This window comes from Bradyrhizobium sp. USDA 336, from assembly GCF_044908355.1.
Taxonomy (GTDB): Bacteria; Pseudomonadota; Alphaproteobacteria; order Rhizobiales; family Xanthobacteraceae; genus Bradyrhizobium; species Bradyrhizobium yuanmingense.
Genome location: NZ_JBIYDC010000002.1, coordinates 6,522,039 through 6,538,600 on the forward strand (window position 1 = coordinate 6,522,039; position 16,562 = coordinate 6,538,600).

At 64.2% G+C, this 16,562-nt stretch carries 15 protein-coding genes and 1 pseudogene; 9 read left to right on the top strand and 7 right to left on the bottom strand.

What is annotated here, in order from left to right; genetic code table 11:
- Positions 1-6: 6 nt before the first annotated feature.
- On the bottom strand, positions 7-915 hold the full coding sequence (locus ABIA45_RS31570; RefSeq protein ID WP_333919954.1) for an ABC transporter substrate-binding protein: 909 nt from the start codon (positions 913-915) through the stop codon (positions 7-9).
- Positions 916-1,044: 129 nt separating this feature from the next.
- On the opposite strand from ABIA45_RS31570, the gene ABIA45_RS31575 reads away from it, so the two are divergent.
- Together ABIA45_RS31575 and ABIA45_RS31580 are read left to right on the top strand one after the other, a co-directional pair.
- Positions 1,045-2,034 (top strand): fumarylacetoacetate hydrolase family protein, encoded by a 990-nt coding sequence (locus ABIA45_RS31575; protein ID WP_271546514.1) that lies wholly within the window; start codon positions 1,045-1,047, stop codon positions 2,032-2,034.
- 59 nt (positions 2,035-2,093) lie between these two features.
- Entirely contained in the window at positions 2,094-2,870 is a 777-nt protein-coding gene (locus ABIA45_RS31580) for a cyclase family protein (protein WP_271545971.1), read from the top strand.
- 100 nt (positions 2,871-2,970) lie between these two features.
- Here the strand turns inward: ABIA45_RS31580 and ABIA45_RS31585 are convergent, their stop codons facing one another.
- Positions 2,971-4,029 carry a GlxA family transcriptional regulator gene (locus ABIA45_RS31585; protein WP_271545969.1) on the bottom strand — a complete coding sequence of 353 codons (1,059 nt, stop codon included), beginning with the start codon at positions 4,027-4,029 and terminating at the stop codon, positions 2,971-2,973.
- 25 nt (positions 4,030-4,054) lie between these two features.
- Between ABIA45_RS31585 and ABIA45_RS31590 the strand changes: the two genes are divergently transcribed.
- The 3 genes and pseudogenes from ABIA45_RS31590 to ABIA45_RS31600 all read left to right on the top strand — a co-directional run bounded on the left by ABIA45_RS31590 (position 4,055) and on the right by ABIA45_RS31600 (position 8,027).
- Positions 4,055-4,759, top strand: coding sequence for a DJ-1/PfpI family protein (locus ABIA45_RS31590; protein WP_157283137.1), 705 nt, complete (start codon positions 4,055-4,057; stop codon positions 4,757-4,759).
- A 55-nt stretch (positions 4,760-4,814) separates the two neighbouring features.
- Positions 4,815-6,041 (top strand): ABC transporter substrate-binding protein, encoded by a 1,227-nt coding sequence (locus tag ABIA45_RS31595; protein ID WP_404654732.1) that lies wholly within the window; start codon positions 4,815-4,817, stop codon positions 6,039-6,041.
- Between the two features lie 371 nt (positions 6,042-6,412).
- Positions 6,413-8,027, top strand: a pseudogene (locus ABIA45_RS31600) (acyl-CoA synthetase).
- Positions 8,028-8,062: 35 nt separating this feature from the next.
- On the opposite strand, the gene ABIA45_RS31605 reads toward ABIA45_RS31600, so the two are convergent.
- Positions 8,063-9,013 carry an AraC family transcriptional regulator gene (locus tag ABIA45_RS31605; RefSeq protein WP_404654733.1) on the bottom strand — a complete coding sequence of 317 codons (951 nt, stop codon included), beginning with the start codon at positions 9,011-9,013 and terminating at the stop codon, positions 8,063-8,065.
- Between the two features lie 203 nt (positions 9,014-9,216).
- Positions 9,217-10,416, bottom strand: a complete 1,200-nt coding sequence (locus ABIA45_RS31610; RefSeq protein WP_404654734.1) for an MFS transporter — start codon at positions 10,414-10,416, stop codon at positions 9,217-9,219.
- A gap of 186 nt (positions 10,417-10,602) precedes the next feature.
- On the opposite strand from ABIA45_RS31610, the gene ABIA45_RS31615 reads away from it, so the two are divergent.
- The 3 genes from ABIA45_RS31615 to ABIA45_RS31625 all read left to right on the top strand — a co-directional run bounded on the left by ABIA45_RS31615 (position 10,603) and on the right by ABIA45_RS31625 (position 13,520).
- A complete protein-coding gene (locus ABIA45_RS31615; RefSeq protein WP_404654735.1) occupies positions 10,603-11,406 on the top strand; it encodes an MBL fold metallo-hydrolase in 804 nt (267 codons plus the stop codon).
- A 140-nt stretch (positions 11,407-11,546) separates the two neighbouring features.
- The gene (locus ABIA45_RS31620) at positions 11,547-12,563 is read left to right on the top strand and encodes an alpha/beta fold hydrolase (RefSeq protein ID WP_275497718.1); all 1,017 of its coding nucleotides are present in this window, start codon (positions 11,547-11,549) and stop codon (positions 12,561-12,563) included.
- Positions 12,564-12,578: 15 nt separating this feature from the next.
- Positions 12,579-13,520, top strand: a complete 942-nt coding sequence (locus tag ABIA45_RS31625; RefSeq protein ID WP_404654736.1) for a fatty acid desaturase — start codon at positions 12,579-12,581, stop codon at positions 13,518-13,520.
- 56 nt (positions 13,521-13,576) lie between these two features.
- On the opposite strand, the gene ABIA45_RS31630 is transcribed toward ABIA45_RS31625, so the two are convergent.
- On the bottom strand, positions 13,577-13,825 hold the full coding sequence (locus ABIA45_RS31630; RefSeq protein ID WP_028138614.1) for a hypothetical protein: 249 nt from the start codon (positions 13,823-13,825) through the stop codon (positions 13,577-13,579).
- A gap of 137 nt (positions 13,826-13,962) precedes the next feature.
- Positions 13,963-14,943, bottom strand: coding sequence for a helix-turn-helix transcriptional regulator (locus ABIA45_RS31635; protein WP_404654737.1), 981 nt, complete (start codon positions 14,941-14,943; stop codon positions 13,963-13,965).
- Between the two features lie 86 nt (positions 14,944-15,029).
- Here ABIA45_RS31635 and ABIA45_RS31640 point away from each other — a divergent pair, with 86 nt between their 5' ends.
- Entirely contained in the window at positions 15,030-15,674 is a 645-nt protein-coding gene (locus ABIA45_RS31640; protein WP_271545955.1) for a glutathione S-transferase family protein, read from the top strand.
- 7 nt (positions 15,675-15,681) lie between these two features.
- On the opposite strand, the gene ABIA45_RS31645 is transcribed toward ABIA45_RS31640, so the two are convergent.
- Positions 15,682-16,467, bottom strand: a complete 786-nt coding sequence (locus ABIA45_RS31645) for an enoyl-CoA hydratase/isomerase family protein (protein ID WP_404654738.1) — start codon at positions 16,465-16,467, stop codon at positions 15,682-15,684.
- Positions 16,468-16,562: the final 95 nt, after the last annotated feature.

Sequence of the window (16,562 nt, forward strand, 5' to 3'; positions counted from 1 at the left end):
TATCCCCTAGTTCAGCACCAGTTTCGCGGTGTCGAGCTTCGATTGCAGCATCTTCTGCGACGACATCACCTCGATCCACCAGCTGAGGTTTTGCGGCTTGAGGTTCGGCTCGGACTGGTTCGGCGGCGTCGCCTTGACGAGATCGAGCGGCTGCTTGGTGAACTTGGCGATCGAGGCCGAGGCCTTCTCGCGGTCGCTGTTGACGATCGTGGCGGCCTCCGCGATCGCTTCGCGGAACTTCTTCACGGTGGCCACATTCTTCTCCGCCCAGTCGCGGGATGCGGCATAGAAGATGATCGGATCGGTGCGGCCGAGCTCGGCGCCATAGCGCGCGCCGACCGAGCCGAGCCCCGCATTGCTCATGCGCGTGATGAACGGCTCGGCGGTGAGCACGGCATCGACGCCGCCTGATTTGATGATGTCGGCCATGGTCGGGAAGGTGACCTCGACGAAATTGACGCTTCGGGGATCGACGCCTTTCTCGACCAGCCATTTCACGAACAGCACGTGCAGGAAGGCGTTCAGGCCCGGCGCGCCGACCTTCTTGCCGATGAAGTCCTTGGGATCCTTGATTGTGATGCCGTTGCGGACGAAGGCCGCGATCGCGGTGTTGGAGGTCGGGTTCATGACCGAGGCGCCGGCAATCGCGACGAGGTCGAGGCCGCCGTCGACGGCTTGCAGGAAGACGGTGGAGGTGGGTCCGCCGACCTGAATCGAATTCGACAGGATCGCCGCCGGGATGTTGGAGTTGATCGCGATCGGCGTCATCTCGACGTTCAGCCCGTGCTTTCTAAAAATGCCTTCGTCGACCGCGACCATGGCCGAGGCGCAGTCGGAAGTCGCGGTGCAGCCGATCTGGATCTTGGCCTGCGCCAGCACGGGCGCCGTGGAAGCAACGGACACCCCAAGGCCCACCGTGAGACCTGCCAATATCGCCCTGACCTGTGTCCCTCTCACCGCGCTCTCCCGATTTGTATTTTTCTATCTTGTTTATCGATATTTTATCTGATCATATATTTCGAACGATAACAAGGGGTGCCCAAGGTGAAACTCGCAACATTCAGATCGGCCGGTCAGGAGAAGATCGGAGCCGTCCACAGCAATAGCAGCCAGGTGTTCGACCTCGCCGCCGCGGCCGCACGGGACGGCGGGGCCGATCCGGCCTTTGGCTCGATGCTGGCGCTGATCGACGCCGGGCCCCGCGCGCTCGATCGGGCCCGGGCCCTGCTCGACAAGCACGGCCAGGACGCGACGCTGTCGGCGGCGGTCAACGCCGTCGACATCCTCGCGCCGGTCCCGGAGCCCAGGCAAATGCGGGACGGCATGTCGTTTCCCCTGCACATCCTGCAGGCGCCGCGCGGGCAGCAAAAGCTCGCCGCGCGTGCCAAGGGCGACATGGCGGCATTGGCGCGCATCGACGCCGAGCCGCTCGGCGAATTGCCCGAGGTCTATCGCAAGCAGCCGATCTTCTACATCACCAACCGCTTCAGCGTCCGCGGCACCAACACCACGGTGAAATGGCCTCGCTACAGCAAGGTGATGGACTACGAGCTCGAATTCGGGATCATCACCAAGAACAAGGGCGCCAACATCACGCCTGCGAAGGCTGGGGATCACATCTTCGGCTACACCATCTTCAACGATTTCTCGGCGCGCGACGCCCAGCGCATCGAGATGGAGGGACGGCTCGGCCCTGCCAAGGGCAAGAGTTTTGACGGCGGCAACGTGATGGGGCCCTGGATCGTGACACCGGACGAGATCGGTGATCCCTACAAGCTAAAGATGGAAGCGCGCGTCAACGGCGAGACCCGCTCGAAAGGCGTGAGCGAGGGCATGCTGTTTTCGTTCGAGGAGATCATCGCGCACGTCTCCCAGGACGAGACGCTGATGCCCGGTGAATTCATCGGCTCCGGCACGGTCGGCAATGGCTGCGGCCTCGAGCTCGGCTGGTTTCTCGAGCATGGCGATACGATCGAGCTCGAGGTCGAGAAGATCGGTATCTTGAAGAACCGCGTCGAGCGGCAAGATACCTGAAGGGGACGTCTGAAGGCGCGGCTGACGCCGCCAACGAAAACAATCGACGAGGAAGCGCCATGACGAGCAAGCTGATCGACATCTCAGTCCCTCTCCAGAACGACGTGCCCGCCGACCCGCCCGGCAATCATCCGACGATCCAGTATATCGATCATCAGCAGGGCCTGCCGCGCATGCTGCAGTTCTTCGACGGGCTGAAGGCCGAGGATCTGCCTGATGGCCAGGGCTGGGCGGTGGAGCAGGTCAGTCTCTCCACCCACAACGGCACGCATCTCGACGCCCCCTGGCATTTTCACCCGACCATGAATCGCGGCGAGCGGTCCTGGACCATCGACGAGGTGCCGCTGGAATGGTGCTACCAGCCCGGCGTGAAGCTCGACTTCCGGCACCTGCCGGACGGCTATGTCGCAACGGCCAAGGACGTCGAGGCCGAGCTCGAGCGCATCGGCCACGAGCTGAAGCCGCTCGAGATCGTCGTGGTCAACACCAGCGCTGGCGCCAAATATGGCCGGCAGGACTACGTCACGTCGGGCTGTGGCATGGGCTACGAAGCAACCATGTACCTGCTCGAGCGCGGCGTGCGCCTGACCGGCACCGACGGCTGGAGCTGGGACGCGCCGTTCGTTCACACCGCGAAGAAATATGCCGAGACGAAAGACGCCAGCCTGATCTGGGAAGGCCACAAGGCCGGACGCCATATCGGCTATTGTCATCTCGAGAAGCTGCACAATCTCGAACTGCTGCCGCCGTCAGGCTTCAAGGTGTCATGCTTCCCGGTCAAGATCGAGCGCGCCTCGGCCGGATGGACGCGTGCGGTCGCGATCTTGGAAGGCTAGCTCCTCGAGGCCCGCGACCACCGAGACCGACAATTGCCGATGACGTCCATTTGACGCGATTGACGCCCAACGCGGAGCCGCCGCCGGCCTGTCGCTGACTTTACCCTTGATGGAATCGAGTCCGATAGTCATGCGGCAACACGTTCAGGCGGCGGCGGAACGCGCGGCGCAGATGCTCTTCGCTTTGAAAGCCTGCGCGCGCGGCGATTTCCTTGATAGGGGAGGCGGACTCTTCCAGCGCGCGTCGGGCGGCCTCGACGCGAAGCTCTTCCACCGCCTTGGCCGGGGTGCGGCCGGTCTTCTGGCGAAACACGCGCGCGAAGGTGCGCGGGCTCATGCCGGCTCGTTCGGCGAGACTTTCGACGCGCAAATCGCGGCCCAGATTTTCCTGCATCCAGCTCGAAATTGTTTCGAAAGCGCGGTCTTCCGAGGCCTGCATTGACAGCGGCACGCTGAATTGCGCCTGCCCGCCGGGCCGCTTGAGGAAAACGACGAGCCGGCGCGCGATGCGCATGGCCTCGCGATGGCCGAGATCATCTTCCAGCAGCGTAAGCGCCAGATCGATGCCGGCCGTCACGCCTGCCGATGTCCAGATGCCGCCGTCATGCACAAAGACTGGATCGACCTGAACCGAAACGTCGGGATGTTTTTCTCGCAGCAGGTCACAGGAACCCCAATGGGTGACCGCGCGCCGCCCGCGCAGCAGCCCGGCCGCAGCCAGAACGAATGTACCCGTGCAGACCGAGCAGACGCGCCTTGCCTTCGGCGCTGCCAGGCGAAACCAATCGACCAGCGCGGCTTCTGCAGCGGCGCGATGGACGCCGGGACCCCCACCCACCACGAGGGTGTCGATGTTCTTTTGGTCGCAATCAGCGAGGGCGGTCGTGATCACCTCCAGACCGGACGAGGTTTTGACCGGCCCGCCCTTCAACGAGCAGATCTGCCAGACATAGGGCGCCTGCCCCGCTTTGGACGTTTCGCAGGCCAACTCGAAGGCCTGCAGCGGTCCGGCGAAGTCGAGCAACAGGCAGTCGTCGAACAGCACGAAGATCACGCGGCGGCGGACGGAACGGGCCATTGGCAGCGCCTTGAGCAGGGACGGCTTGGCAGGAATTGCGTGTGTAATGACATTTCGGCAAATGCCCTCCGCTGTCAACATGGGTTATCCAACGTAGGAGGGCTCAATGTCCGGCAAGCGGATCGAAATCGGAATTCTGTACTATCCCGGGATGACGCAGCTGGACGTCACCGGACCTTTCGAAGTGTTTGCCCGTCTGCCGAACGTCCGCATGCACCTGTTGTGGAAGCGTATCGAGCCTGTCGTCAGCGACGTCGGTCTTCCGCTGCTGCCAACCACGACGTTCGCCGACTGCCCGGATCTGGACGTGTTCTGCATCGGCGGCGGCCCGGGACAGGTCGCCACCATGGACGATGACGAGGTGATTGCCTTCGTTCGCGACAAGGGTGGATCGGCACGCTACATCACTTCGGTTTGCGCCGGCTGTCTGATCCTCGGCGCCGCAGGCCTGATCGACGGATACAGGTCAGCCTGCCATTGGCTGATGAGCGACCAGCTTGCTGCCTTTGGCGCCATCGCCGTCGACGAACGCGTCGTGGTTGACCGCAACCGCATTTCCGGCGGCGGTGTCACCGCCGGTATCGATTTCGGTTTTCAGGTCGCCGCCGAGCTCTGCGGCGAAGACGTTGCGAAAAATCTCCAGTTGATGCTGGAATATCAGCCGCAGCCGCCGTTCGACATCACCGTGCAGAATGCGCCGCGTGAGCTGATTTCCCGCATGCGCCGCGAGGCCGAACCTTGGCTGCAAAAGCGCGCAGCCGCGGTGCAGAAGGCAGTTTCTAAACTCAAGGCGAAAGCAACGGCAGCTTAAGCCCGTTCGGCACAGGGAGGAAAGCCACAAGCGCCACTATTGGAAAGGTGTTCGCATGAACTGGCACGGCCGCATCGCTACCCTTCTCGTCGTTGGGACTTTCATCGCATCTTGTCCGCCCACTCGCGCCGCCGAACTCTCCGGTAGTGTGGTCCGGATCGGCATCATCAATGACCAGACCGGGCCATTGTCCGACCTGTCGGGATCGGGCTCCGTTGCGGCAGCCAAGATGGCGGCGGAAGATTTTCAGAAATTAGTGCCGTCGATCAAGGTCGAGATCTTGGCCGCCGATCATCAGAACAAGCCTGATATCGGCGTCGGCATTGTGCGGAAATGGTTCGACGTCGACGGCGTCGACATGGTCGCCGACGTGTCCAATTCGGCCGTGGGGCTGGCGATCCAGTCGCTGGCGCGCGACAAGAACAAGATTGCGATCTATTCGGCGGTGGCGACCACCGAATTGACGGGCAAGCAATGTTCGCGAAGCGGCCTGGCCTGGCTGCACGATTCCTACAATCTGGTGTCGGGACCGATCCGCACCCTGGTCAGCCAGGGCTACGACACCTGGTTCTTCATCGCGGCCGATTACGCGTTCGGCAAGAACATGGTGTCGGAATCGCAGCGCGTGCTGGCGGCCGCGGGCGGCAAGTCGCTCGGCGCGGTGTATCACCCGATTGGCAACGCGGACTACAGCTCGTTCATCCTGCAGGCGAAGGCGTCGGGCGCGAAGGCGATCGCCTTCGCCAATGCCGGCGATCAGCTGGTCAACCTGATGAAGCAGTGGAACGAGTTCGGCATGAACACGGGAAACCAGAAGCCCGTGGCCGAACTGATGTTCGACACCGATGTTCATGCCATGGGCCCGAAAATCGCCATGGGCCTGACCACGCTGACGGCATGGTACTGGGCGCTGGATGACGAGAGCCGGGCGTTCGGCCGGCGCTTCTTCAAGCTTCGCAACGCCATGCCCACGGCACCGCAAGCCGCGGTCTATTCCGGCGTCAGCCACTATCTGAAAGCAGTCGCTGCCGTAGGCACGGATGCAACGGATCCAGTGCTGGAGAAGATGCGCGCGACGTCCGTCGACGATTTTTACGCACGCGGCGCGCGGTTGCGCGAGGACGGCAAGCTCGTGCACGACTTCTACCTTGTGCAGGTGAAGGATCCGTCCGAGGTCAAGGCACCCTGGGAGTACTACAACGTGCTCGAGAAAATTCCGAGCGGCGAAGTCTACGCTTCGCTCGCTGACAGTGAATGCCCGCTGGTCAGGCGGGGTAATTGAGCTTGGAGTGCCAAACCGCGATGATGCCACTATGCTCCTGTTTTGCCCGACGAAGCAAATCACGGGAGACGTCATTCGGATGGGAGCAACCATCGCGGCCAATTCTCCTCGGCTCGCTTAGGCGCGCCGGACGGGCGAGTGGAACCACTGTCCCTTGGCTTTTTGGCTCCTGAAATCCTGCCCGACTCACACCCAATCCCGCTTCCCACCTAACCCATTGATCTTGCAGCCACCGTCTACTGTGCATGGGGTTGTTTTCGCGGGTTTTATTTGCCCGCGTGTAATTTGACGTCGCTGACAGCGCCGACTACGGTCCGCGAAACACGAAAGCTCGCGGCCTTTGTGCTGAACGAAAATTCCACGGGGAAGAAATGACCGGCGACATTGCAGCCACCATCTCGAAAGCGCGCGAGCATTCCATCGGCGATCTCCTGCGCCGCTCCGCAGGCCGCGAGCCGAAAAAGCTCGCGGTGAGCTGCGGCGATGTCAGCTGGAGCTTTGCCGAGATGGATGCGATCTGCAACCGGCTCGGCCGCGGCCTGCTCAGCCTCGGCGTTGGCAAGGGCGACCGTCTCGCCGTGCTCTCCCGCAACTCGCACGCCTTTGCGGCGCTACGCTTCGCGGCGGCGCGGATCGGCGCGGTGCTGGTGCCGATCAACTTCATGCTCAATCCGGACGAGATCAATTTCATCCTGAAGAGCTCCGGCGCAAAGCTGCTGGCGACCGGACCGGATTTCGTCGGTCCGGCACGCGCGGCGAGCGCAAAGGATTGCGCGGTCGAGAAGATGATCTGGCTGCCGGGCGAGGATCCGGCCGTGCCGCCTGCAGACCTCACCAGCTTCGACGATCTCCTGCATCCCGACGGCTCGTTCCTGGATGCCTCGGTCGACGGCCGCGATCTCGCGCAGATCGTCTACACCTCGGGCACGGAATCGCTGCCGAAGGGTGCGATGCTGACCCATGAAGCCGTGATGTGGCAGTATGTCAGCTGCATCATCGACGGCGGCATGAGCGTGGAGGACAAGTTCCTGCACGCTTTGCCGCTGTATCATTGCGCGCAGCTGGATGTGTTCCTGGGCCCGCAGGTGTATCTCGGCGCCTCCGGCGTAATTACCGGCAAGCCGACCGCCGACAACATCCTGGCGCTGATCCAGGCGCACAGGATCACCTCGTTCTTCGCGCCGCCGACGATCTGGATCGCGATGCTGCGCTCGCCGAACTTCGACAAGACCGATCTGTCGACCTTGCAGAAGGGCTATTACGGCGCCTCGATCATGCCGGTGGAGGTGCTGCTCGAATTGCAGCGCCGTCTGCCCGCGGTCAAGTTCTGGAATTTCTACGGCCAGACCGAGATCGCGCCGCTCGCGACCGTGCTGCGACCGGAGGATCAGCTCCGCAAGGCCGGCTCCGCCGGCAAGCCCGTGCTCAATGTCGAGACCGCGCGTCGTCAACACGGCGATGGAGGATGTCAAGGTCGGCGAAGTCGGCGAGATCGTGCATCGCTCGCCGCATCTGCTCTCCGGCTATTACAACGATCCGGTCAAGACTGCGGCGGCATTTGCCGGCGGCTGGTTTCACTCCGGCGATCTCGCCACCGTCGACGAGGAAGGCCACATCACCGTGGTCGACCGCGTCAAGGACATGATCAAGACCGGCGGCGAGAACGTCGCGAGCCGCGAGGTCGAGGAGATGGTCTATCGCATTCCGGAGGTCTCCGAGGTCGCGGTGGTCGGCCTGCCCGATCCGCGCTGGATCGAGGCCGTGACCGCCATCGTCGTGGTCAAGACCGGGGCGAAGCTCGACGAAGACGCCGTCATCAGGCATTGCGCCGGCCACATGGCCCATTTCAAGGTGCCCAAGCGCGTGATCTTCGTGGACGCCCTGCCGAAGAATCCGAGCGGCAAGCTGCTCAAGCGCGAGCTGCGCCAGCGCTTCGTCGGCGGCGAGACGCTCGACAAGGCGGTGCAGAAGAGTTTTGGGACCTAGCAGGCGCCGTTCCGGCGCCGTCACGGCGAATTCGCCTATTCGGCCTCGCCAGCCAGCTTCCTGACATCGTCGGGCGTCGCTCCGAAACGGCGGCGAAATGCGCGATGGAAGTAGGAGACGTCGTGAAATCCCGCGAGATGCGCGATCTCGATGATCTTGCGGCCGCGCATTGCAGGATTTCGCAGCAGCCGCTCGGCGCGCAGTAATCGTTGCTCCAACACGAAGCCGCTATAGGTGATGCCGGCCTTCTCGAACAGTAGCTGGATCGTGCGCGCGCTGATGCGGTGCGTGGCTGCGAGGTCGGACAGCGACAATGCGGGGCTGTCCAGCTGCGCCAGGATGTCGGACTTGAGCGCTTCGAAGCGCGCCGCCGCAAGGCCGCGCAATTGAGCCTCTTCGGCGGCATCGCCGCGTGCGCCGAGCATCAGGACGGCGAGGTCGAACAGGTGCTGCGAGACCGCATCGAGCTCCGCCGGCGCGAGCTTGTCCGCGTGCGCGTGTGCGAGGTCGTAATATCGCAGGAACATCGATGTGATCGGGTTGGCGCCGGAGATCGACCCCGCGATTAGGTCCTCGGCATTCGGGCAGGCGCGCAGCAGAGCTTTCCGCGGCAGCAGCGCGGTCTGGAAATTACCATACGCCAGTTGCGTGATTTGGGCCCCCTTGATCGAGGGATCGCCGATCGTGATGTCGCCGGCGGCGACCTCCAGTGGCCGTTTCCCCATGGCCCCACGCAATGCCGAATTGGGCGACGTCGTGATCACCAACTCGTCGTTCGTTCCCAATGACACGAAGGACATCGGCGTGCCGAACGAGGCCGAGAGTCTGAGGCGGGGAAGAATGGCAGGCGCAATGGTTCGGTGAACGCGCCCTTCACCAACCGGCACGAAATCGACGTTCGCTACCTGACGGCAAAACTGCTCGCGCCATTGCTCATAGGCCGCACCGTTCGGGTCGCCATCGAATGAGAGCTGCGGCTGGGTCATCGATCGCCGGAACGCCTATTGCCGATTCATTGCGGTCCGCACTTTCGTCGGCGCGCCGGGGATGCGGCAACTGGAAAAGCGCCAGATTGCGCGAAAAACCACTCGCACCTACGCGCTGAGCCAGCGACGAGGTGCCGCAGCCTGCTTATTGGGCAGATCGAAGGCGGGCACGTTGCGCCGCGACCGCCATACGGCGCTGTCGCTCAATATTTCTTCACCGCCGCACTGAAGGCCAGCCACAGCGCGATCGACGCCAGGCCAAAGCCGCCGAGCAGCAGGAAGGTCGGCCCATAGCCGATCCATTGCGCGATCCAGCCGCCGAGAGCGGGACTGAGGCTCGCGCCGATACCCTGCACGGTGATCACGGCGCCCTGGCCGAGATTGATGCGGCCGGTGCCGTTGAGCGAGCGCGCGACCATGCCGGGGACGGCGACCGTTTGCAGTCCGGTGCCGATGCCGTCGAGCACCTGCATCGGCACCACGCCCCACCATCCCGTGACGAAGAACGCGAGCACGCCGCGGACCGGCAAGAACATGAAAGACACCAGGATCACCGGCCAGTAATTGCGCTTGCTCGCGGCCTTCATCGCGATCAGCGACGTGACGATCATCACGCCCTGTGCGATCACCACGGTGGTTGCGACGAAGCTCGGGCCGTTGGCCTGTCCCTCGGCGACCGCGGCAAGTCCGTACAGCGGCACGATCGCGGCATTGCCGAGGTGGAACAGCGCGAGGGCGAGAGCAAGCACGAGCAACGCCTTGTGCTTCAGCAGCATCGTCATCGCATCCGGCGGCGCCTTGGAATCCTCCTCCTTGCTGCCGCGCGCGGCGCGGTCGTCGATCGCCTTGGCTGGAATCATCAGCACGCAAGCGATCGCGATGGCGCCGAACAGGGCCGCCAGCGCGAACACGGCAAAATAGCCATACTTGTAGCCGAGATAGCCTGAGAGCGCGGCTCCGACCATGTTGCCGGCGTGGTTGTAGGCCTGGTTACGGCCATTGAGCGCATTGAAGCCCTTCTGCTTGGCGATACCGAGCGTGATGCCCGTGACGGCCGGCACGATTGCGGCGCTCGCCAGCGATTGCGCGACTTGCGAGAACGTCACCGCCCAGAAGTTTTGCGAGATCAGGATGATTGCGGACGCCGAAACGACGCAGATGCCGGGAATGATCACCCACAGCCGCTTGTTGCGGCTGGAATCGATGAAGCCGCCGATCGGAGTCGTGACCAGCATGCCCGCGACGTTGCCGATCGTCATTGCCGTGCCGATCAGGCCGGTCGCCCAGCCGCGTTCCTGAAGGAAGACCCCGACGAACGGCCCGATGCCCGACTGCATGTCGGCCATGAAGAAATTGAGCGCGAACAGGGGCCAGATGCGAGACGTTGAAGGGCGCGATGTCATCGAGACGCTGAACTTGATGCTGCCGATCGAATCGGATCTCGCATGAGACGGGCTCGGCGGGCGCTGCGGGCGCCCGGGGCGGACCAGAACTTAACCTGCTCTCATGGCGTTGGTTCCGGTTGCTCTTGCGATCCGGCGCGCGCGACGTCATGTCTTGCAAGAATGGACTCACGATGGATCAGCGCGATGCCCCTCTGGACCTGCGCAACCTGCGGCGCTCAATTCCCGGATAGCGGGAATCCCCCTGCGGCCTGTCCGATCTGCGAGGACGAGCGCCAGTTCGTCGGCTGGGACGGTCAAGCCTTCCTCACGCGCGAGGAGCTCGCGCGCAAGCACCGACTGGTGGGGCGCGACGATCTCGGCCTGACCGGGATCGGCATGGAGCCGAGCTTCGCCATCGGGCAGCGCGCGCTGCTGGTGCCCGACGGCGGCGGCTGCGTGATGTGGGACTGCATTCCACTCGCGAGCGACGAGGCCATCCACCACATCGCGGCGCTCGGCGGCCTCAAGGCCATTGCGATCTCGCATCCGCATTATTATGGCGCGGCCGCCGACTGGAGCGACAGGTTCGGTGGCGTGCCGGTCTATCTGCATGCCGACGATCGCGCCTTCGTCACGCGACCTCACCCGGCGATCGTGCACTGGACCGGCGAAAGCCATCGACTCTCCGACGACGTGCTGCTGCTGCGCACCGGCGGCCACTTCGCCGGCGCCACCGTGCTGCATTATGCGCGTGGTGCGGACGGCAAGGGCGCGCTGCTCACGGGAGATATCGCGCAGGTGACGATGGACCGGCGCTTCGTCAGCTTCATGTATTCCTACCCGAACTACATGCCGCTCAACGCCGCTGCGGTACGGCGGATCGCGTCGGCTGTCGAGCCGCTCGCCTTCGACCGGATCTACGGCGCTTGGTGGGGCCGCAACATCGCCGGCGGTGCCAAGGCGGCGTTTGCTGCGTCGGTCGCGCGCTATCTCGCGGCCATCGCCTGAGACGGGTTGCGGATCGGATTTATCTTGCCGGCCTCTAATAACTGTACTAAAAGTACACTATAAGGAAAGCGACACGTCCGGTGAAAGCCGGCATGATCGATGCATCGCGGACGCCGGGAAGGTGAGCGGGAGCTGAGTGCATGACGGTGCAGCGCGATGACGAGATCTTCGAGGCTAGCGACGTCGCGCTCCAATCCGGGACCGTCTTTCCCTCCCTGAAGCTCGCCTACAAGACCTACGGCACGCTGAGCCCGGCCAGGGACAACGTCATCCTCTATCCGACCTCGTTCAGCGCGCAGCATACCGACATTGAATGGCTGATCGGCCCCGACGGCGTGCTCGATCCCACGCGCTACTTCATCATCATCCCGAACCTGTTCGGCAACGGCCTATCGTCTTCGCCCTCGAACACGCCCGCGCCCTTCCCCGAGGTGACCTATCACGATGCCATCGCGGTCCAGCACCGCCTGCTCACCGAACGCTTCGGCATCTCGAAGCTTGCTCTGGTCTATGGCTGGTCGATGGGCGGCATGCAGGCCTATCACTGGGCGGCGCTGCATCCCGACATGGTCGAGCGCGCCGCGGTCGTCTGCGGCAGCGCCCGCTGCGCACCCTATAATTACGTCTTCCTCGAAGGCGTGAAGGCCGCGCTCACGGCCGATCCCGCCTTCCGCGATGGCCGTTTCGTCGAAAAACCCGTCGCCGGCCACCGCGCCATGGGACGCGTCTATGCCGGCTGGGCGATGTCGCACGGCTTCTATCGCGACGAGCTCTGGCGCGAGGCCGGCTTCACTTCACTCGAGGATTATCTCGTCCGCGCCTGGGATGCGACCTTCGCGCGGCGCGATGCCAACGATCTTCTGGCGCAGATCGGTATCTGGCAGCGTGGCGACATTAGTCGGTGTGTGGCATTCGCCGGTGATCTCGATCGCGCGCTGGCGGCGATCAAGGCACACATGCTGCTGATGCCGGGCGCGACCGACCGCTATTTCGACGTGCACGACAACGAGGACGAGCTCGGCAAGCTCGTCAACGCGAGATCGGCGGTGCTGCATCCGATCCCATCGCTGCATGGCCACCGCGCCGGCAACCCCATCAACAATCCCCGCGACCAGGCCTTCATCAAGGCCGAGATCGCCGAGCTTCTCCGCAAGTAGGGCACGCAATCGATCATGAGCGACGCAACGGACGCCGGCCATCGCCTGAAGCCCCTGACGCCCACCACGCTGCGCGAATTGTCGGTTCGCTCCAACATCAGAGGTGCGGTGCAGAGCCTCGGCCATTACGGCGTGATTGTGCTGGTGGGCGCGCTGATCTGGAAGGTTTCGTCGAGCTGGGGCGCGCTCTGGGCGCTGCCGCTGATGGTGGTGCAGGGCTATGTCGTCGCCTTCCTGTTCATGGCGGTGCACGAGACCGCGCACAAGACGGCGTTCAGGAGCCGGGGCCTCAATCTCGGCGTCGGCTATCTCTCGGCGTTCATCATCGGGCTGCCTTACGAATATTACTGTCTGTTTCACTGGGACCATCATCGCTACACGCAGGACCCGGAAAGGGATCCCGAGCTGATCGTTGGCGTGAAGCCGACGTCCGACACCCAGCTTGCGCTCGCCTATAGCGGCCTGCTCCAGGTCGCCGGCCGTCTGCGGCTGATGCTCGGCCACGCGATCACCGGCAAGGTCGTCGTGCCATGGATTCCCGAGAGCAAGCGCAGCACCATCGTTGCCGAGGCGCGCGCCTATGTCGCGCTCTACGCCCTGCTGTTCGCGCTGTCGCTGTGGTTCTCTTCAGCGCTGCTGCTCTGGGTCTGGATCGTGCCGCTCGTGATCGGGCAGTTCTTCCTGCGGCCCTATCTTTACGCCGAGCATACCGGTTGCGACCGCACCCGCAGCGCCTTTCAGAACACCCGCACGACTTACACCGGTGCTATCGTCAAATGGTTCGCGTGGAACATGCCGTATCATGTCGAGCACCACGCTTATCCCTCGATCCCCTTTCACGCCCTGCCGAAGCTGAACGCGATTGTCGACGGCGAGATCGTCCATCGCGGCCGCGGTTACATCAGAACGACGCGCGAGACCTGGGCTTGGTTTCGCCGGCAGCGGCAGGCCGGCTAGCTCAACGCAAAACTCCGGCCGCGATGCGACCGGAGCTTTGTCGGGATATCGAGATATCAGTAGATCCCGTAGGCGCAGACGTTCACGACGCGCACGCGCAGGCCGTGACGGGTCCGGACCAGGCGCTCCTGATAGCAATTGCTGACGCCGGTGTTGAGGTAGATACCGCCAAAGCCCCAGCCGGGACCCCAGTGGTGATGACCATGATGGTGATGGAAGCCGCCGGCCGAGGCCGCGGTGGGGGCGAGAGCGGCAACGCCGAGCGAGCCGGCGGCGATCAGACCAAGTGCAAGCTTACGAAACATCTTCATTCTCCATTCGGCGCTAGGGCCATTGTTGCGTCCCTGCATTTCCGTCGAGACGAGACGCGATCGCGTTCATGGCAAGCGGGAAGAATCGTGTTTCAGGAATGTTTCGTCGGCTGCGGCAGAATGCGCCGCGATCAGGCTTTCTGCGCCGCGCGATACCGCGCGGCCATCGCCTGCGTCAGCTCGGCCATCTTGTCGCGGAGATCGGCCGGTTCAAGGACTTCGGCTTCCGGGCCGAGCCGCAGGAGTTCGGCCGCGGCATGCCACGATGTCTTTCCGACCGGCACGCGCGCAATGCGCCAGCCGTCTGCATCGGTTGACTCCTCGAGCTGCGTGCGTGCCTTGACATAGGGCTGGCTCAGCGCGCCGAGCAGCTTCACGCCGAACGGCGACAGCCGGACGATCGCGACATTGGGATGCATCTCCGCTTCGAGCCGCAGCGTCGCGGCCCGCCAATGGGCGGCGAGGTCGAAGCCGGCGGGACGATCGAAGCGGTCGCCGAGGGCTGTGCAGTCGAGCACGCGTGCGACGCGATAGGTGCGCACGCTGCCGTCGACTTGTCCTGCGAGATACCAGCTGCCGCCCTTCAGCACGAGGCCGAGCGGCGCGACGCGGCGCTGCTTCTCAGCACGCCAGCTCTGGTACCGAATCCTGATCAGCGTCCCGCGCAGTACGGCGCCGGCGATGGTGCGCAGGTGCTTCGGGTCTTCCGCTTCGCCGAACCAGCCGGGCGCGTCCAGGTGGAAACGCTCCTGCATCCGCCCGGCATCCTCGCGCAAATTCGGAGGCAGTGCCGCCATCAGCTTGTTTTGGGCGGCGATCATCGCGGCATCGAGCCCGAGCGCGGCGGCCGGGCCCGGCAATCCTGCCAGGAACAACGCGCCCGCCTCGCTCTGCGACAGCCCGTTCAGTCGCACGCGATAGCCGTCGAGCAGGCGATAGCCGCCTTCCGCGCCGCGGTCGGCGTAAACGGGAACGCCGGACGCCGCGAGCGCGTCGATGTCGCGATAGATCGTGCGCACCGAGACCTCACAGGCCGCCGCGAGCTCGGGAGCGGTAACCATCCCCCTGGCCTGAAGGGTGGTGAGAATCGACATCATTCGGCTCGCGCGCATGATCCCTTAGACCATACCTGACAGAGGATGTCAGGTATGGTCCGCTACAAGCGGCGCCATCGCCAGCCGGCCAGATGGAGATTGCCATGACCGATCCGAACCGCATCACCCTGTTCTATTCGCCGCAGTCGCGGGCCACCGGCACGCGGATGCTGCTGGAGGAGCTGGGGGCTCCTTACGATCTCCATGTCCTCAACATGAAGGCCGGCGAGCAGCGCAAGCCCGCCTATCTCGCCGTCAACCCGCTGGGCAAGGTGCCGGCGATTCGCCACGGCGAGGCGCTGGTGACCGAGCAGGTCGCGATCACCATCTATCTCGCCGACCTGTTCCCGCAAGCGGGGCTGACCCCCGCCCTGAACGATCCGCTGCGCGGGCCTTATCTGCGCTGGATCGCCTATTATGGGTCGTCGTTCGAACCGGCCTTGATCGACAAGTTCATGCAGCGAGAGCCGGCGCCGATCACGCAATCGCCCTATGCCGATTACGATACGATGCTGGGTGCGCTCGAGGCCCAGCTGGCGAACGGGCCCTATCTGCTCGGCGAGCGCATGACGGCGGCCGACGTATTGTGGGGCGTCGCCTTCAGCTGGACCATGATGTTCGGCATCGTGCCGAAGAAGGATGTCTTCGTCCGCTATGCGGAGCGCATGACGGCGCGGCCGGCGTTCCAGCGCATCAATGCCGCAGATGCGGAGATGGCGGCGCAGCATGCCGCCGCGGCGGGTGGATGAGAGGGCGTCAAAATCGCGGTGCCCGCTTCTCGGCGAACGCCTTGATGCCTTCCTTGATCTCGTCGCCGCGCATGCTGTCGCGGTGGCGCCGGTCGGCGGCGCCTTCGTCGAGCTCGCCGCGGGCGAATTCGTTGATCGCCCGCTTCATGCCGCGCATCGCCTCCGGGGCGTTGCCGGCGAGGATCGCAGCGAGCTTGTCGACCTCCTGATCCAGCAAGTCCACCGGCACCATCGCGGTGAGATAGCCGATACGCAGCATCTCCGGAGCGTCGATCTTCTGCGCGGTGAGGAACAGCTTTTTCGCATTGTCCATGCCGAGGCGAGTCACGTAGCGTTTGATGCCGCTCGGGTAGTAGTGCAGCCCAAGTCGCGCCGCCGGCATGAACATTTCCGCGGTATCGACGCCGATGCGGAAATCGCAGGCGAGCGCGAGGTCGGTCGAGCCGCCATAGACGCCGCCATTGAGCCGGCAGATCGTCGGCACGCCGAGATCCTCGAGCCGGTTGACCACCGCCTCGAAGGCCGAGCCCGCGCTCTGCTGCTCGCTCGCGCTGACCGCGCGTTCCGCGACTGAATTGAGATCGTAGCCGGCGGAGAAGGCTCGCCCGGTGCCCGTCAGCACCAGCACGCGAATATCAGGGTCGGCCTCGACCCGGCCGAACAATCTCGTCAGCGCGTCGAGATCCTCGGCCTGGAGCCGGTTGAGATGCTTGGGCCGGTTGAGGCGGATGGTGGCGCGGGCGCCGATGATTTCGAGCAGGGGGCTGGAAGCTGCGTCGGCTGTGTCCGACATTCTCGTCTCCGTTGTCGGCGCCAAAGTGCCCGCTCGGGCGGAGGCCGTCAACGACGGCGCCGGTCGTTTGCCGCGCCGCTGCACCGGGCCTGCCG